The sequence below is a fragment of the Rhizobium sp. ZX09 genome (assembly GCF_017357485.1).
In the GTDB taxonomy this organism is placed as follows: Bacteria; Pseudomonadota; Alphaproteobacteria; order Rhizobiales; family Rhizobiaceae; genus Agrobacterium; species Agrobacterium pusense.
This window is the reverse complement of record NZ_CP031363.1, coordinates 683,807-700,447: the sequence shown is the minus strand read 5'-3', so window position 1 is coordinate 700,447 and position 16,641 is coordinate 683,807. Positions and strand designations below refer to the sequence as shown.

At 61.0% G+C, this 16,641-nt stretch carries 16 protein-coding genes; 15 read left to right on the top strand and 1 reads right to left on the bottom strand.

The features are described from left to right. Positions 1-635 precede the first annotated feature (635 nt). The 6 genes from BTN45_RS03445 to BTN45_RS03420 all read left to right on the top strand — a co-directional run bounded on the left by BTN45_RS03445 (position 636) and on the right by BTN45_RS03420 (position 7,896). Entirely contained in the window at positions 636-2,642 is a 2,007-nt protein-coding gene (locus BTN45_RS03445; RefSeq protein ID WP_207588954.1) for an AAA family ATPase, read from the top strand. Between the two features lie 38 nt (positions 2,643-2,680). Then, positions 2,681-4,006, top strand: a complete 1,326-nt coding sequence (locus tag BTN45_RS03440; RefSeq protein WP_207588952.1) for an SIR2 family protein — start codon at positions 2,681-2,683, stop codon at positions 4,004-4,006. Beyond that, complete coding sequence (locus BTN45_RS03435) at positions 4,003-6,198, top strand: ATP-binding protein (protein WP_207588950.1); 2,196 nt, start codon at positions 4,003-4,005, stop codon at positions 6,196-6,198. Before BTN45_RS03440 ends, BTN45_RS03435 begins: the two co-directional genes overlap by 4 nt. A 192-nt stretch (positions 6,199-6,390) precedes the next feature. Beyond that, entirely contained in the window at positions 6,391-6,918 is a 528-nt protein-coding gene (locus BTN45_RS03430) for an antirestriction protein ArdA (protein WP_207588948.1), read from the top strand. Positions 6,919-7,112: 194 nt separating this feature from the next. Then, entirely contained in the window at positions 7,113-7,328 is a 216-nt protein-coding gene (locus BTN45_RS03425) for a DUF6499 domain-containing protein (RefSeq protein WP_207588946.1), read from the top strand. Positions 7,329-7,374: 46 nt separating this feature from the next. Next, the gene (locus tag BTN45_RS03420) at positions 7,375-7,896 is read left to right on the top strand and encodes a DUF2285 domain-containing protein (protein WP_207588944.1); all 522 of its coding nucleotides are present in this window, start codon (positions 7,375-7,377) and stop codon (positions 7,894-7,896) included. A 16-nt stretch (positions 7,897-7,912) separates the two neighbouring features. Here the strand turns inward: BTN45_RS03420 and BTN45_RS03415 are convergent, their stop codons facing one another. Beyond that, the gene (locus tag BTN45_RS03415) at positions 7,913-8,200 is read right to left on the bottom strand and encodes a DUF2285 domain-containing protein (RefSeq protein ID WP_207588942.1); all 288 of its coding nucleotides are present in this window, start codon (positions 8,198-8,200) and stop codon (positions 7,913-7,915) included. Positions 8,201-8,660: 460 nt separating this feature from the next. On the opposite strand from BTN45_RS03415, the gene BTN45_RS03410 reads away from it, so the two are divergent. The 9 genes from BTN45_RS03410 to rlmN all read left to right on the top strand — a co-directional run bounded on the left by BTN45_RS03410 (position 8,661) and on the right by rlmN (position 16,636). Continuing rightward, positions 8,661-8,930, top strand: coding sequence for a helix-turn-helix domain-containing protein (locus BTN45_RS03410; protein ID WP_024353481.1), 270 nt, complete (start codon positions 8,661-8,663; stop codon positions 8,928-8,930). Further along, a complete protein-coding gene (locus tag BTN45_RS03405) occupies positions 8,931-10,007 on the top strand; it encodes a replication initiator protein A (RefSeq protein ID WP_207588940.1) in 1,077 nt (358 codons plus the stop codon). 58 nt (positions 10,008-10,065) lie between these two features. Beyond that, entirely contained in the window at positions 10,066-10,584 is a 519-nt protein-coding gene (locus BTN45_RS03400) for a DUF2840 domain-containing protein (protein ID WP_207588938.1), read from the top strand. Beyond that, positions 10,581-11,126 (top strand): S26 family signal peptidase, encoded by a 546-nt coding sequence (locus BTN45_RS03395; protein ID WP_207588936.1) that lies wholly within the window; start codon positions 10,581-10,583, stop codon positions 11,124-11,126. Before BTN45_RS03400 ends, BTN45_RS03395 begins: the two co-directional genes overlap by 4 nt. Positions 11,127-11,162: 36 nt before the next feature. Beyond that, a complete protein-coding gene (locus BTN45_RS03390) occupies positions 11,163-11,498 on the top strand; it encodes a DUF736 domain-containing protein (RefSeq protein ID WP_207588934.1) in 336 nt (111 codons plus the stop codon). Beyond that, positions 11,495-12,427: a lytic transglycosylase domain-containing protein gene (locus BTN45_RS03385; RefSeq protein ID WP_246751659.1), complete on the top strand. Its 933-nt coding sequence runs from the start codon at positions 11,495-11,497 to the stop codon at positions 12,425-12,427. Before BTN45_RS03390 ends, BTN45_RS03385 begins: the two co-directional genes overlap by 4 nt. A gap of 313 nt (positions 12,428-12,740) precedes the next feature. Then, positions 12,741-14,795 carry a DUF3363 domain-containing protein gene (locus BTN45_RS03380; protein WP_207589625.1) on the top strand — a complete coding sequence of 685 codons (2,055 nt, stop codon included), beginning with the start codon at positions 12,741-12,743 and terminating at the stop codon, positions 14,793-14,795. Positions 14,796-14,899: 104 nt separating this feature from the next. After that, on the top strand, positions 14,900-15,469 hold the full coding sequence (locus BTN45_RS03375; protein ID WP_246751658.1) for a TetR/AcrR family transcriptional regulator: 570 nt from the start codon (positions 14,900-14,902) through the stop codon (positions 15,467-15,469). Positions 15,470-15,562: 93 nt separating this feature from the next. Further along, positions 15,563-16,636, top strand: coding sequence for a 23S rRNA (adenine(2503)-C(2))-methyltransferase RlmN (rlmN, locus tag BTN45_RS03370; RefSeq protein WP_207588930.1), 1,074 nt, complete (start codon positions 15,563-15,565; stop codon positions 16,634-16,636). Positions 16,637-16,641 lie beyond the last annotated feature (5 nt).

Genomic DNA, 16,641 nt, shown 5'->3' with positions numbered 1-16,641 from the left:
ACTCTCACAGCAACTCGGCATGGCACCTCAGAGCATGAGTAGACACGTTCGGTATCTCAGCGAGTGGGAGCGTAGAAATGTTCCGGGATGTGGGTGGATTAGTATTGAACCGCACCCTCAGGACGCCCGACAGCGAGTCGCACGGCTTACACGCCGGGGCCACCTCATTGCGGATCGAATCAGAAAAGTGCTTGCCGACGCCCGTTGAATGCTTCTCTTAGAAAAATATTGGGTCACAAGTCTGGGACACAATAAAAAATAGAGTGTCCGTAAGCGATTGATTCCATGGGGATAATGTGGGCGCAAATTTGATGGCGGGCCGAAGCCGAAGAAACAGAGAACTACACCTACGCTATAGCCCTCCCAAATGACCCGTGAGGCTTTGGTTGATTGTGTTCCGCGCCCCTTGCTCCCCCCGTTTCACTTTCGGTCACTGTACTTGAGGATCACTTGTGGCTTTTAGCTGATAATTGAGGAACGCCCCAACGCCCTTTAGTGCACGGACGCTATGCCACAGCCAGTCCGAGGGATGCGGTCATGCTCCAGCAGCTTCGTTGCTGGTCTTGATGACACATACTGTATTGAGAGAGGCTCATGAACCGCCTATCCTCGTGCTTCAAGGGGGGGGGTGTCGAATGCAGCTCAAGTCTTTTCGCGTAAGGAATTTTCGATCCATCAACGATAGCGGTGAAGTTGATGTTTCTCGTATCACGGCGTTACTAGGTCGAAACGAGAGCGGCAAGTCGAACGTCTTGCGGGCGCTTCATAGTCTAAACCCAGCAGACGGCTTCAAGGCGCTCAATCCCATCAAGGATTTTCCGAGACATCGGAAGCTTTCAGAATGTAACGACCACACCCCGGTTGTAGACTCCACATGGCAATTGAGCGAGTACGAACAGCGACGCCTAGCTGAGATTTGGCCGGCCGCTGAAGGTGTGTCTGAGGTCACTGTTGGCCGTCGATATGGCGACAAGCGGTATGTTGGCATCGACGCCCCGGAAACCCCTTTCGACCTCGCTGCGATTAAAGCCGAAGCGCGTAAGATTGACGCGGCGGTCAAGGCAAAAGCCTCGAAGTTGACGGGCGAAGCAAAGGCCGAGTTGGAGCGGGCTTCAGACGCATTCGTGGTTGCCATCGGTGCCGGAGTGACTGCCGCGAAATGGGCTGCAACGGCGACCTCGGCGCTTGCCGCGCTTCGGCAGGCGCTTGCAGCAGCGGACATCGAACTTACAGACGCCCAAGACCAAAAAATTGTGTCCTTGGAAGAGATGGCCGAAGCCATCCCGGGAAGCGAAGAAGCACACTCGAAGGCGCGCGGTTGGATTATCGAACGCTTGCCAAAGTTCATGTATCTTGAAGACTACCCCGAAATACGAGGTCATCAAGATATTGCTCGCTTCCTCAAGCGTAAAAATGAAGGGCAGCAGACAGCCGCCGACGTAAATTTTGAAAAGCTTTGTAAGGTTGCCGGGCTTAGCCCTGAAAAGCTCAACGAACTGTCGCAAAGCGATGACCAAGAAACACGTGGGCAATTAGCCAACCGTGCTGGTGCCGTCGTCACGACCGCCATTCGCAAGCGGTGGAAGGACCGCGAACTGAAGGTACGCTTCAACCTCGACGCACACCATTTCGACACGCTGATTTCCGATCCTAACAGTACGTATGACGTTGAAGTGAACCTTGATGAAAGAAGCCGTGGCTTCCAATGGTTTTTCGCGTTCTATGTCGTGTTCGCGGCAGATACCGAAGACGGCGAAGCCGATGGCGCGATTTTGCTGTTGGACGAACCGGGTCTCTATCTCCACGCGCGGTCGCAAGGTGATTTGCTTCGACACCTCGAAGACGATTTCACCAACCAAATCGTCTATACGACACACTCACCGTTCATGGTCCCAACGCACCAATTGGATTGGGTACGAACGGTCAATATTGCCGAAGAAGAAGGCACGACCGTTTCCAACGACCCGAACGGTGACGCCCGCACCCTGTTTCCGTTGCAAGCCGCGCTTGGATACGACCTTGCCCAAAGCCTGTTTATCGGGCCGAACAACCTGGTTGTTGAAGGCGTCACCGACTTTTGGATTCTTTCGGCGGTTTCGGCATATCTGAATGAGCAAGGAAAAGTTGGCCTCGATGACCGGTTGACCATAACGCCAGCCGGCGGCGCGCAAAAAGTTCACTACATGGTAGCGCTGCTAACGTCTGAACAACTGAACGTGCTTGTCCTATTCGATGACGAAAAGGACGCCAAGGCAACGCGCGACGATTTGGTGAAAGGCAAGCTTATCCGGTCGGATAACATCGTTTTCGTAAGCGAAGCATTCGAAGCTCCCCCCACTGAAGCCGACATTGAAGATATACTGGACTCGGCTGTTTACGAAGCACTTGTGCACGAAGCCTACGCCAAGGAACTGAAGGGCAAAACGTTGGAATTGAATGCCCGCATTCCTCGCATAGCCCGCCGCTTCGAGGCGGCGTTTGATGCACTTACTATTGCGTTTCACAAAACACGGCCAACGCGGCTGTTCCTACAAAAAATGGCCAGCGACCCGTCGTCGGTTTTGCCCGCCGCAAGTGAAGGCCGGTTCGAGCGCCTATTCAAGGCAACTAATGCTGCTCTTGAAAAACACCTTTCAGGGTGATCGAGCCTCAGGGCGTGTAGGGTGTGTTCGGGGGAAATATGAATCTTGATGATAAGCATGCGTATCGCGTTGGGAGCCATTCCGAGTCATGGAGCGATCTACCTGCGGATGACGATACGCTAGATAAATTCATCGCGTCAGCGCGAAAGCGGATCGAGCCTTGGCTATCCGCTGTTTTTCAAGCCGAACACTTGAATCTTTTGATAGGTAGCGGCTTCACGACCGCCGTGGGATATATGGCCGGAGCCAATGCTACAGGCATGGGCAAGGTTGTGTTCGGGAGCGAGTTCGACAAGCAGATCGACGACTTCGCTGCGAACGAGGCGGCACGCATGGGGCGTGGTGCGGCCAATATCGAGGATCAGTTCCGGGCAGCCCTTTCGGTTTATGAGGGGTTGAAGATCATTGATATGGCTAAAGCCGCCACCCTTAAATCCGCGATGGATGTACAGCTCCGTGGTTTCCTTGAATCACTTCTCAAAACTGAAGCCGGTCTGATCAGCGGCGATCCGGCAAAGCGAGTCATTGCAGAAGGGGCAGTTCAGTCGTTCCTACTCAGCTTCGCCAGTCGCGCGGCTTCGCGCGAGAGGCTGCATGTCTTCACTACGAACTACGACAGGTTGATTGAGCACGGTTGCGACCTCGCCGGGCTTCGTATTATCGACCGTTTTGTTGGAGCGCTCACGCCTGTTTTCCGGTCAACCCGCGTCGAGGTTGATGTGCATTACAACCCGCCGGGCATTCGCGGGGAACCACGCTTCATGGAAGGCGTCATCCGCCTGACCAAACTTCATGGTTCTCTCGACTGGCTATTCAGCACGACAGATCGGAAGATTTTGCGGAAGGGAATACCCTTCGGTGCCCCCACCGATCACACCGATCTGCCCAAAAAGCCGGTCGATACGGTGATGATCTATCCGAACCCGGCGAAGGATGTCGAAACGACACAGTATCCGTACGCAGAGCTGTTTCGTGATTTTGCCGCCGCAACGTGCAGGCCCAATGCGGTTGTCGTCACTTACGGCTATGGCTTCGGGGACGATCACATCAACCGCGTGTTGCTCGACATGCTGACGATCCCATCAACCCATCTCGTGGTGCTCGCTTACTCGGCGGATGACCGCTTGAAAGGCTTTCTTTCACGGACTCGCGAGGCGCAGGTATCGCTGTTAATCGGTCCCCATTTCGGTGACCTCACAACGTTGATCGAAAACTACCTCCCGAAACCAACGCTTGATTACATCACCGGGCGCATGACCGAACTATTGAAGCACCGCCCGCCAGAGCATCCGTCCGCACCAGACGCTGCTGCTGCGACTACCGATGAGTTCGGCGAATTGTTAGGCGGCGGAACAACAGCATGACCACGCCCATAGAGTCCATTGCTGGCTTGGTTATCGGCGCGGTTGAGTCTGTTTCGCCTGATGAAATCCGCATCCTGCTCGAATTGGATGCACCGCAGGCAACGGCGCTGAACACAGGAACACCTGCCGCATTTCCTCGCCTCAATGGCTATGTCCTTATTCCTAACGAGGCCGGCGCGACGGTCGCCTACATATCATGGATCGGGATAGAGCGGTCGCCCTATCCCAAACGGTCGGGCTTGAAAGATTTCGGTCTGATCGACCTTCCGTTTCCACTGCGAAAGATGTGCGTCTCGCCTGTCGGCACACTCACGTCTCGGCGGGACCGAGCATCGAAGCAGACAGTGTATGAACTGTCGCGCGGCGTAGCCGCGTTTCCGTCAGTGGGCGATCAGGTACTCATGCCGACACCTGAACAGGTCGAGGCTATCGTTGGTGCGAAGGAGTCGGATCGGCGTGTCCGTATCGGGACTTCGGCCCTTGCATCGAGCGCCGAGATCAAGGTCGATCCCGACAAGCTATTCGGCAGACATCTCGCCGTGCTCGGCAATACGGGCAGTGGCAAGTCCTGTACGGTTGCCGGACTGATCCGCTGGTCGCTCGACGCAGGAGCAAAAGCGATGAGTGACGCGGGCCGAAAAGGCCATCCGAACGCGCGCTTCATCGTTCTAGATCCCAATGGCGAATATGCCAAAGCCTTTGCGGATCGAGGAGATCAACTCCGTCTGTTCCGAGTCCCACCAGTCGTTGGAACTGAAAGAGAGCTGGATGTTCCGGCATGGCTTTGGAGCGGCCATGAATGGACTGCCGTTGCCCATGCCCAGCCGGGTGCGCAACGTCCGCTTCTGTTGCGCGGGATACGAGAACTGAAGAGCGGCCATCATGAAGATGTACCGCGAGAAGCCACCATCAAGCGGCATCTGCTTGTTTCAAGTGGTCGCATTACCGCCATGCTCAATATGGGAAGCACCGCCTTCGCCGGAGCGGTCGGCCCCCGGTTTGATTGCGCGCGCTTGCTGGGCGGCATCGCCGAGGATTCCGCTCATTTTGCAGCATCGGTCGATGACCCAGCGACGACGCTATTGCAAACGCTTTCTGCCACAATCACTGAAATTGTTGACTCCCGGCGGTCGGGATTGACCTATTTTAACGACTTCTTGGTCGGCGATCTTGAATCGGCCCGTGACGCCATCGCTGTTGTTACAGATGCCCTACCGGATATTGTCGGCGCGGCCGCCGCAATCAGTGAAGACGCTCCAGTTCCATTCGATGTCACACTGCTTGCCGAACATCTGGATCATCTGGCTGCCGAGCAAGGCGGAAATTTCGCGGCGTTTATTAGCACGCTTGGCCTTCGTATTCGCAGCATGCTCGCGGATCAACGGCTTGGAAGCGTCATTGGAAAGGTACCGCCAACCAGCTTCGAGGAATGGCTAAAAAGTTATATCGGTGATGACGGCGCACGCAATGGCCCGCTAGCTGTCGTCGACCTTTCCTTGGTCCCCTCCGAGGTCGTTCACGTCGTTGTGGCCGTGCTGGCCCGGGTGATTTTTGAATCTCTGCAACGCTATCGGCGGCTCAATGCAGAGGGGCTATCACTGCCCACAGTCCTCGTGCTGGAAGAAGCTCACACCTTCATTCGACGCGGTAAGGACGACGAAGGCCCGGCGTCCAGTCCTAACCAGCTCTGCCGGGAAATTTTCGAGCGCATTGCCCGCGAGGGACGCAAATTCGGCTTAGGTCTGGTGCTGTCGTCGCAGCGACCATCAGAGCTTTCGCCGACCGTTTTGGCTCAGTGCAACACCTTCATTCTCCATCGTATAGTCAACGATTCCGACCAAAACCTTGTCGCGCGTCTTGTACCAGACAACGTGGGTGGGTTGCTGCGCGATCTGCCCAGCTTGCCATCAAAACAGGCGATCCTGTTGGGATGGGCGACGCCTATTCCCGTACTGGTCGAGATCGACGAGTTGGCAAAGGAGCATCAGCCTCAATCCGCCGACCCTGATTTTTGGGATGTTTGGACAGGTGCCAACAAGCGCGAAGTTGATTGGCATCGGATCGCCCGGCACTGGACAGCCCCTATCGCAGTTGACGCTCAAAGCACGGAACCGCCAACGGCATCTAGCGAGGGTGCGGTTCCCATGAACAATTCCACTTCTCCCGATCTGGATGACGAAATTCCTTTCTGAGGATTGAGACTTAGGGCTCTGCCCTCCGCGCACTTCAAGAGGCTTCCGCCCAGCTTCCTACGCGCGTGCCGCGCTCCGTGCAGCCGGTTCCCCGCGAAGCCTCCTTCCGTTTGCACACCCGGTCTCGGCGACGGCCAGAAGGTCAGGCGCGGCGTTCCGCTTCGCTGACCTTCCGACCCGAGGATCAGAGAAATGACCAACGTATCCGACAGCACCCCCCGCATCTATGTCGCCTGCCTTGCCGCCTACAATAACGGCTATTTGCATGGCACTTGGATCGACGCGGATCAGGACGCGGACCAGATCAGGGACGAGATTGCCGCGATGCTTGCCCGTTCCCCCGTCGAGGACGCGGAGGAATACGCCATTCACGACTATGAGGGCTTCGAGGGCGTCAGCATCTCCGAATATGCCGGCATCGACAGCGTGGCGCGGATGGCCGCTTTCATCGCAGAGCATGGCGCACTCGGCGCGGGCTTGCTGGGGCATTTCGGTGGCGACATGGACCAAGCCGAAACCGCCTTTCAAGACTGCTATCATGGTCAGTACGCCAGCCTCGCCGACTATATGGAGGAATTGACCTCAGAGAGCGTCACGATCCCCGAGGCGCTGCGCTACTATGTCGATTGGCAGGCGATGGCGCGCGACGCTGAGATCGGTGGCGACCTGTTCACCATCGAGACGGCGCATGGCGAGGTGCATGTGTTTTCCAGCAGATGAGAACGTGAATGCCTGTCCGTGCTCATAAGGGCAGGCATCTCGAAAGCACCGGCTGTCGCTAAGCTAAAAACACCAAAGAATGATCGGGTTAGCCGCTCAAGGTATCTGCTTTGAGCGGCTTCTCTATTTCCAACGATCCTTGAACCTCTCTTTGCCGGGCGCTGCCCAGCATCCCGGCTTGGGGAGGTGACGCCATGCTCAGCATCGATTGGCGATCTCCGGCGGCATACGGGTACACAAAGCACATCCCTGCCGCTGGTTTCGCTTGGGAATACCTGCGCCGCAACGACGAATATCGTCGGGACTGCCAGACCATCGCATTGACCGGAGGGACAGATGCCCGCGACCTCGAAGAGTTCGCGCATCGCTGGGGTTTGCGATTTCCCGTGCGATCCAGACGCGCCGCATGAGCAGCATTCGCCAATCTGGAGTCCGCGCCTTCAACCGCAAGCCGTAATGTTGTCGCCCGTCAATCACAAGGACGACGACACCGAACCGGTACTGACGTTGGCGCATCTCGACGGCCTCGATATGCGCCGCGCGGCCGATGGCTGGCACGGCATCTGGCAGGTGGATGGCGTCGCGCATCAATTCTGGCTGCCAAAGGCGGTGCCCGACGCGGCAGCGTTCTACGCTGTCACGCTGCCGATGGATTCCTTTCTGGAGCTGCGCGCCCACGCTGCGCGCCGTCTTTGGCGGTCTCTCAACGGTCGCGCGCCCGGTCCCGACTTCCGGGCCGTTCCCGCCCAACTCCGGCAATGGCATATCCTGTCCCTGCGCGCGCTCGACGCCCGACTGCATGGCGAAAGTTATCGCACCATCGCTGAAGTCCTGCTCGGCTTTCGCGGCACCAAGGAGGACTTTGAGAGCGATCCTCGCAAGAACAAGGCCCGCCGCCTGGTCACGCACGGTATCAAGATGATGCGCGGCGGCTATCGCCTTCTGCTTCACTACCCGATCAAGCCCGGCAAGCGTTGATCGGGTGGCGTGACCCTCACGCCTTGTTGGCTGCCGCCTGCTCCAGAATCTTCCGATAGCCCTCACGCGACAGCCATTGCGCGCGTTCGAGATGGCTTCGCCAGCAACGGCGGGTGCGAAGTTCATCGGCGACCGGATCACGGTGCAACACGATCTGCGCGACTTCCTTCCAGTCCGCGCCCTCGGCCTTCGCATCGAGAAGGCGCAGATAGGTAACGTAATGCCGTTTGTCATAGACGGTTATGGTATCGCCGGTCGGCGCTTCATCGTCCACATCGGGATCGAGTTCGACGGGAACCCGCATAGTCACTCCTCCTAGGTTCCAGAGAGCCTTGTTTGCGGTGCGCCCCCGCAACTGGCCCCTCTACCTGGTGATCGGGGAGTTAGTAACCGTGACTAGACGGCCCCATGACCTTTAGGCGAGAAGCCCTGGACATACGCCATGGGCTCCCCGACCATAAGGTTCGAGGATGGTGGTGCCGTCACGGCCGGCACCAACCGCTAGTCAGGGGTTACTACGCCCCAGAGCAGCGCGTCTGCTCCGTCTACGTTTCTATCCGAGCCGGCCGTAAATGTCTTTGCCTATTCGGCGGGGCAGGCAGTGAGACGCTGAATTATCTCATTTATTAGCCCGCATCACCCCAGAGGGGGTGCCGCCAGCGCATAGGCGCAAATGCGGCACGCTACGCGCCGCCGATCCCTCGCCATGGTTCGCCACAGTCCGCTGCCGCCACCGGCAGCCCAATCCTGACTGGAGGTGATCCATGCCCAACCCGCTTGCGGGCCTGCCGCCGCGCCTGCTGCGCACCAAGGAAGCCGCGCGCTTCCTCGGCATATCCATCCGCACCCTTGAGAAGCATCGCACCTACGGGACCGGCCCGACCTATCGCAAGGTCGGCGGTCGCGTCCTCTACACCGTCCGCGATCTGGAAGACTGGAGCGCGGTCGGCGAACGCAAATCCACCCGCGACAAGACCGCCGGCACCGTCTTTCCCGCGCGTCCCCTCACGCCCGAAGAACGGGGCGACTGCTAGATGCTGCGCGAGGACGATCACGACCCCGCGCACCCGACCGAGGATAGCGAGCGCAGCCGTCTAGACCCCTTCGTGGTCGCAACGGGCGACGCGCCGCCGCGCGACCAGCGCGACTTGATGGAACGGCCGTTCTTCTCGCTGGCGAAGACCCCGCGCACCAAGCCGATTCTCTACAAGGCCGCCGACATAGAGGTGCAGGTGTTCGGGATGCCCGAGCATGGCATGGCGACCATATGGGACGCCGATGTGCTGATATGGGCGGCCTCGCAGATCGTTGCGGCCGAGAACAACGGCCTCACCACGTCGCGCTTTGTCCGGTTTACGCCCTACCATCTGTTGCGCGCCATCGGGCGGCCGACCGGCAATCACCAATACCGGCTTCTGAAAGCCGCGCTGGCGCGGCTGCAATCGACCGTCATTGCCACCACCATCCGCAACGGCCCGCATTGGCGTCGCCGGCAATTCTCATGGATCAACGAGTGGGAGGAAATGACGACGCGCGCCGGCCGCGTCGAGGGCATGGAATTTGTCCTGCCCGAATGGTTCTACAATAGCGTCATCGACCGCTCGCTGGTCCTGACCATCGACCCTGCCTATTTCCGGCTGACTGGCGGCATCGAGCGATGGCTTTACCGCGTCGCCAGAAAGCACGCCGGGCACCAGCGCCACGGCTGGATTTTCGAGGTCGCGCACCTTCATCAGAAATCCGGCAGCCTCGCCCGGCCGTCCGACTTCGCGCTCGACCTGCGCCGGATCGCGGCCCGCCAGCAACTCCCCGGCTACCGCCTCCAGATCGAGCGGGAAGACGGCCGCGAGCTGCTGCGCATCCGCCCCGAAAACTCATCAACAGGCACTGTTGATAACCCTGTTGATGCCATCGGCAGATCAGGCGCACGGGGTATCGGCACATCAGGCGCAGCACTATCGGCAGATCAGGCGCACGAACCGCAGCTAACGCTCTGGCGTGAAAAGCGGAATCCGACCGCTAACTTATCTAACAGAGAATCTAACTCTTTTTCTTTGACGCGCGCGCACCCGAAGCGTGGTGCCGGTTCTGCCCGAAGGGGCGAGCCATGACGGCCGCGCTCGACGCGCTGCGCCCGCGCAGCCCCCAGCACATCACCGGAGACAAACAATGACCCGTCGCGCCCACCGCAGCGCGCACGGCCGTCCGCTGCCGGACGGGCCTGCGCCCTTCACAACATTGGTCGAGCTGACCTTCGAGAAACGCAAGGTCGAGCACTGGATACGCTTCGGCCGCAAGAGCTACAAGCAGATCATCGACCGCCGCCGCAGCGTCGTCGGTTTCGCGCCGGGCAGCGTCTTTGCCTTCGTGCGATGGGCGAAGGGCGAGCACGGCACTGTCGTTTCCCGCATCGACATTGTGCGCGCCATCGGCCGGGGCGAGCCGTTCCAGACATTGCCGTTCGTGCGTCCCGGCGGCGAAATCCTGTTGCGCCTCGACGGCTGGCCGAAGGTGCAGCGTGCGCTTGTCGCTATCGACGCCGTGGATGCGCTCGGCCTCGATCCGGCCGACGCCTCACCGGAGCATTGGCGGCACGTCCATAACCGTTTGACCGCCAATCTGGAGCCGCACGCCTACACCCCCGAGCGACATGCCGCTTGGCTTCATCGCCGAAGGATCGACCCATGACGCGCCGCCGCACCCTCACGGTGACGGCGCTCGCCGCCATCGGCATCGCCGCCGCCAGCGCCGTCGATTGGCCCGTGAAACTCATCTGGAACGCGACGGCCAGCGCACCCATCGGCTTCTACACCATCGCACCGGCCGAGCGGATCGAGGTGCCCGAGATGGTCGCCGTCATGCCGCCCGAACCGCTCGCCGCCTTCATGGCCGAGCGCGGCTATATCACGCGCGGCGTCCCGCTGTTGAAGCGCGTCTTGGGCTTGCCGGGACAGCGGGTTTGCCGCACCGGCCGCACGATCACGGTGAACGGGATCGAGATGGGCGAGGCGCTGGAGCGCGACAGCCTCGGCCGTGATCTGCCCGTCTGGCGGGGCTGCCGAGTGATCGGCGACGGCCAGCTTTTCCTCATGAATTGGGAAGTCCGCGACAGCCTCGACGGCCGCTATTTCGGACCCACCCCCGCAGCTTCCGTCATCGGCCGAGCGGTCCCGCTCTGGACCGATGAGGAAGGCGTCGGCCGCTACGAGTGGCGCGCACCGACGCATTGAAACCATCCCCCGAAAGCCAACCGCAGGAGATTTCCCATGGCAGAAATAGGCACCTTCACCCGCACCGAAACCGGCTATGCCGGGGAGCTTCATTCGTTCGGCCTGCACGAAAAGCTGTTCATAGTCCCGGCCAAGCCAAGCGACGTGAAAAACGCGCCCGACTATCGCGTGCGCCTCGATAGCGAGGACGGCCCGGACGCCGGCCCGACATGGAAGGACGCCAGCGAAAATGCCGGCGACTTCGTGTCGATGAGGCTGGAGGGACCGATCTTCCCGTTCCCGATCCGCGCCAAGCTGTTCCAGTCCAACGACGATCCTTCGGTCTGGACGCTGCGTTGGAAGCACCCCCGGAAAGTCGAGGACGAGGAATGACGGCCGCGCGCGTCCGGCCCGCCATCCGGTCCAGGATCGTCATCCCTTTGTTCGCGGAAAAGCCGTCTCATCCCTTCGTCCCGCTCGGCCACCGGACGGCCGGCGCGCACAGCGAAGGTCAGGGGCGGCCATCGGCCGGCGCTAGCGCCTTGCCCTTGACCGCAGCGCGCACGCTGGCAGGCTGGTGTCGAAGCGGAGACAGGACTGCATGGCACTATGCCGTCCTGATACTGGCCGGCGCGCTTTCCGTTTGCGCGGGATCGGGCGTCGCGGTTGCACAATCCGCGCCCGTCGAGCGCCCGGCCGCCGCCCATCCTTATGCGGTCCACATCGCCGAGGCGTCGCAGCGTTTCGGCATCCCCGAGCAATGGATTCGTGCCGTGCTGCGCGCCGAAAGCGCGGGCGACGTGCGTGCGGTTTCGTCGGCCGGCGCGATGGGATTGATGCAGGTGATGCCCGACACATGGACGGGCCTGCGCATCCGCTACGGCCTCGGCCGCGACCCCTACGACTCGCGCGACAACATAATGGCTGGCACGGCCTACCTGCGCGAAATGTGGGATCGCTACGGCAATGTCGCGGCGATGCTCGCGGCATATAACGCCGGCCCCGGCCGCTATGACGAATACCTTGCGACCGGCCGCACCCTGCCGGCCGAAACGCGGGCCTATGTCGCCGCGCTCGCGCCGATCCTCGGCGGCGCGGCTGCAACCGAACCGCCGTCATCGGCACCGCCACCGCCGCCTGATTGGCGCGAGGCACCGCTGTTCGTCATGCGTCCGGGCGACACGCGGGCCGTCGCCGCGCCGCCGTCCGACGCACAATCCGGCGACGCCCGCGCGACCGTTCCGGCGCGCGATCCCGCCGATGCAGAGTCGCAGGGCGACAGCATTTTCGTCGCCGACGCGAGCGGTTCGGGAACGCCATGAGGGCGGCGTTCCCGCGCTCGGCGGCGCTCATTCCGGTGTCCAGTCAGGCAGGTTTTTGCCCGGCTGGATTCCCGGCAGGAGGGGCAGAAAAGGCAGAAAGGGCGGAGGGCAAGATTAAAGAAGACGGCACCATATCGGGCCGCTTCTGGAAATTGTTGTTGTCTGCACACTGGTTAGGTGGCCGGTTCCGGCACCATGGTTTTGAGGGGTCGCGTGCCGCGATTTCGCACAAAGCCTTGGCTTTGCTGGGTTTCGAGCGGCACCATAGGCCCATATCAGCCGTTTTTCGGTGGTTTTATCAGGAGTCGCGCCCATGAGCGCCGACGATGAAAACCGCTTCCGTCCGAAGCCGGGCCGTATCCGATCCGACACACCGAAGGCCGGCAAGACCAAGAGCTTTTTCACGCAGGTCAAGAAGATCACCCGGCAGCATCAGGCAGCAGCCTCCCGCGATCCTTCCATGCCGTCATCCGCTCGCCCGTCATCGCCGGGGCGGTCCCGTGCCGTGGTCGCCAGCGGCAAGGGCGTGAAGCGCGGCCGGGGCGCGAGCTTCGTGCGCGCTCGGAACATCTCCGGCCAATGGCATCATCGCCAGCCCGGCAGCCGCCGCGTGATCGTCAAGCAGCGCAGCGTCCGGGCCGCGTGGAAAGGCGGCCGTGCCCGCGCGCATCTGCGCTATGTCCAGCGCGACGGCACGTCACGCGACGGCGAGCGCGGCCGGCTCTATTCGGCGACCGAGGATCGCGCCGATGGCGACGCCTTTCTCGATCGCGGCAAGGACGACCGCCATCAATTCAGATTCATCGTCTCGCCCGAGGACGGCGCGGAACTGTCGGACCTCACGGCCTACACCCGCGATTTCATGAAACAGGTGGAAGCCGACCTCGGCACGAAACTGGATTGGGTTGCCGTCAACCACTACAACACCGGCCATCCCCATGTGCATGTCATCGTCAACGGCCGCGACGATACGGGCGGGGATCTAGTCATCAACGGCGACTACCTTTCCACTGGCCTGCGAGAACGCGCCAGCGAGCTTGCCAGTCTGGAACTCGGCCCCGTCACCGAGATCGAGCAGACCCGCAAGCTGTCCGCCGAGATCGACCAAGACCGTTTCACCCGGATCGACCGCGCCATGGTCGAGGAAGCCGACGCCCGTTTCCTCGACCTTCGCCATGAACCGGCAGCGCCAAGACGGCAGTTCGAGCGGACGCTACGCCTGCGCAGGCTCGCCAAGCTGGAGAACATGGGGCTGGCGACCGAGCACGCACCCGGCGTTTGGGAATTGAGCAAGGAGATGGAGCCGGCCCTGCGCGAGCTAGGCGAGCGTGGCGACATTATCCGCACCATGCAGAAGGCGCTCGGCCCGCAGGGCGGCGAACGCGATCCCATGAGCTTCCAAATCCATGACGGTGCGCCCGAAACGCCCATCGTCGGCCGCGTCGTGGACAAGCATCTATCCGACGAGCTGGGGGAGAACCTGACCGTAGTGGTGGACGGGATCGACGGCAGGACGCACCACATCGCCGGCATCGCGCCCGAGCGGCTGGAGGAAGCCCGCATCGGCAGCGTCATCCAGATCGGCCCGGCCGAGGTGACGGCCCGGCCGTCCGACCGCACCATCACCGCCATCGCCGAGCACGGCATCTATCGGCCGAGCCGGCATATGGAGCAGGCGAAGTTCGAGGGCCGTGTTCCGGGCGGCGACTATGAGGACTATGTCGATGCCCATGTGCGCCGGCTGGAGGCGCTGCGCCGCGCCGGGATCGTCGAGCGGATCGACGCCGACCAATGGCGCATCCCCGATGATCTGGTCAGCCGTGCGGCCGAATACGACGCCGGCCGCGACCAGCAGGCCAGCGTTCGAGTCCTGTCCCCCGTCGATCTGGACAAGCAGATCGGATCGGACGGCGCGACCTGGCTCGACCAGCGGCTGGTCCATGGCGAAACGGCCGGCCTTGCGCCGACCGGCTTCGGCCAGCAGGTGCGCGAGGCCATGGACCAGCGGCGCGAACATCATATCGAACAGGCCGACGCCACACGGAGCCGGGATGGCCGCATCTTCTATCGGCGCAGCCTTCTCGCCACCTTGCGCGAACGCGAGGTTGCGCGTGTCGGTGCGGAGATGGCCGATAGCAAAGGGCTACCGTTCCGCGCCGCCACGGACGGCGAGAATGTCAGCGGCAAGTTCACCGGCACAATGCAGCTATCCAGCGGCAAGTTCGCCGTGGTGGAAAAGAGCCATGAGTTCACGCTTGTCCCGTGGCGGCCGGTGATCGACCGCCAGCTCGGCCGCGAGATCACTGGCGTCGTGCAGGGCGGATCGGTGTCGTGGCAGTTGGGGCGAAGGCATGACCTTGGCCTTTAGCACATACGCGTGTTTCATCCGGTATCTATCATGCCCCGTGTATCTCACGCTGGATGCCGGCTATTGTAGGGGCCATCATTCAAGCGAGCAGTAGAAAAGAAGATATGCCGAGACCGAAACTTCATAGCGATGAGTTCATTCTAGATACCGCGCTAGGCATCCTTCTTCAGAAAGGTCCATCGGCCTTCACCCTCTCCGATGTTGCGGAAGCGGTCGGCATCTCGCGGGCTGCACTGATCCAGCGGTTCAAAGACAAGGCGACGCTGCATCTAAAGGTCATGGAGCGCAACACGCAGGAGGTGCGCGACTATTTCGCGGGTGCGAGTCCCGAAAAGGGCCTCGATCCGCTGTGGGCGATGCTCAAGGACCTCATCGCCGGTATGGGTGACGGTGCCGGAACGGAAGGCTACCTTCTTCTATTGTGGGGAGACGTTCAGGAGCCGTCGCTTCGCGCCCTTGCGGCGGAGCGGAACAGACTGGTCCTGAAAGCTATCGAGGCACGACTGCCCGCCGGGCCGCGCCCACCCGAGCATACCGCCGGCTTGATTCAGACGGTCATTCAGGGGTCTTGCATGCAATGGCTCGTTGAGCCGGAAGGCGAGCTAGCGGCTTTCATGACCAAGCGCACCCACATGCTTCTGTCCATCCTCTATCCCGACCATGTGTTCGGGTAACACCATCTGGAGGGTTGTTTATAACAGTCGTGTCGGTTATTTATAAGGCATGCGCCACGGTATCGCCGGGCACGGAAACCCGGAACGACTATCATGCCTATACAAGAACCCAGCCCGTTGGGGGCCGAACGACAAAAAGCACTGCCTGCGCCAACCTTGGCGCTGAACCTCATGGCCGACGAGTTCGATGCGTTGAACGCGAGCAGCGGGCCGCAAATCGCCTATCGCGACCTGTTCTGCCCACACATGGACCTGCCGCGCGCCTTGCGGAACTGGTCAGAGGCTCGGGGCGTCCAGTTGCGGAGCCTTCGCAAAATCACGCATGAGCGCGGCGGTCGGTCGCAGAAGGTGCTTTTCGGCCTTCATGACGGTTATGCCGTTGAAAGCGTTCTGATCCGTCGTCACGACGGACACACCGCCTGTATTTCGTCACAGGTTGGATGTGCCTTCGCCTGCCAGTTCTGCGCTTCCGGCCAAGCCGGCCTCAAGCGCAACCTTTCGGCGGGCGAGATTGTCGAACAGGTCGTTCAACTCGGGCCGAAGGTCAACCGGATCGTGTTCATGGGCATCGGCGAGCCTTTGAACAACTACGAGCAGGTGATGAAGGCGATTCGTATCCTGCGCGACCGGCGAGGGATGAATTTTCCCACCACGGGAATCACGCTTTCGACCATCGGCATACCGAAGGCTCTAGCGCAATTGCGAGAAGAGCATCTGGCGATCAATCTGACTATATCGCTGCATGCGACGACGCAGGAAGTTCGCGACCGTCTCATCCCCGGATCGCGTAAGCACGACATCAAGGAGGTCATCGCGCGCGCTTCGTCATGGGCGGAACGGCACAACCGGATCGTCACCTTTGTCTATCTGGTCCTCCCCGGCATCAACGACACGCTTGCTGATGCGAAACGGCTTGCCGGTCTCATGAACAAGCGAAGGGCGCGTGTGAACCTTATGCGCTGGAATCCTGTCGATGGCATCGCGCTTGATCGAACCGGCGACCGCAGCCTCGGACTTTTCCGTGAAGTGCTGGATCGCGCCGGTGTGCCGGTCGTGGTGCGGGATACACAGGGGCGGGATATTTCGGCGGCATGCGGTCAGCTCTGGTTGCGCGATCTGCGCGGAATCCCGGTCGAAAAACGCGGAGCCACAAAAAAGGCCGCCTAGCGGGA

Bases quoted from the DNA above. Each gene is read 5' to 3' on its own strand.
- BTN45_RS03445 (WP_207588954.1), top strand. From the start codon at position 636: ATGCAGCTCAAGTCTTTTCGCGTAAGGAATTTTCGATCCATCAACGAT.
- BTN45_RS03440 (WP_207588952.1), top strand. From the start codon at position 2,681: ATGAATCTTGATGATAAGCATGCGTATCGCGTTGGGAGCCATTCCGAG.
- BTN45_RS03435 (WP_207588950.1), top strand. From the start codon at position 4,003: ATGACCACGCCCATAGAGTCCATTGCTGGCTTGGTTATCGGCGCGGTT.
- BTN45_RS03430 (WP_207588948.1), top strand. From the start codon at position 6,391: ATGACCAACGTATCCGACAGCACCCCCCGCATCTATGTCGCCTGCCTT.
- BTN45_RS03425 (WP_207588946.1), top strand. From the start codon at position 7,113: ATGCTCAGCATCGATTGGCGATCTCCGGCGGCATACGGGTACACAAAG.
- BTN45_RS03420 (WP_207588944.1), top strand. From the start codon at position 7,375: ATGTTGTCGCCCGTCAATCACAAGGACGACGACACCGAACCGGTACTG.
- BTN45_RS03415 (WP_207588942.1), bottom strand. From the start codon at position 8,200: ATGCGGGTTCCCGTCGAACTCGATCCCGATGTGGACGATGAAGCGCCG.
- BTN45_RS03410 (WP_024353481.1), top strand. From the start codon at position 8,661: ATGCCCAACCCGCTTGCGGGCCTGCCGCCGCGCCTGCTGCGCACCAAG.
- BTN45_RS03405 (WP_207588940.1), top strand. From the start codon at position 8,931: ATGCTGCGCGAGGACGATCACGACCCCGCGCACCCGACCGAGGATAGC.
- BTN45_RS03400 (WP_207588938.1), top strand. From the start codon at position 10,066: ATGACCCGTCGCGCCCACCGCAGCGCGCACGGCCGTCCGCTGCCGGAC.
- BTN45_RS03395 (WP_207588936.1), top strand. From the start codon at position 10,581: ATGACGCGCCGCCGCACCCTCACGGTGACGGCGCTCGCCGCCATCGGC.
- BTN45_RS03390 (WP_207588934.1), top strand. From the start codon at position 11,163: ATGGCAGAAATAGGCACCTTCACCCGCACCGAAACCGGCTATGCCGGG.
- BTN45_RS03385 (WP_246751659.1), top strand. From the start codon at position 11,495: ATGACGGCCGCGCGCGTCCGGCCCGCCATCCGGTCCAGGATCGTCATC.
- BTN45_RS03380 (WP_207589625.1), top strand. From the start codon at position 12,741: ATGAGCGCCGACGATGAAAACCGCTTCCGTCCGAAGCCGGGCCGTATC.
- BTN45_RS03375 (WP_246751658.1), top strand. From the start codon at position 14,900: ATGCCGAGACCGAAACTTCATAGCGATGAGTTCATTCTAGATACCGCG.
- rlmN (WP_207588930.1), top strand. From the start codon at position 15,563: ATGCCTATACAAGAACCCAGCCCGTTGGGGGCCGAACGACAAAAAGCA.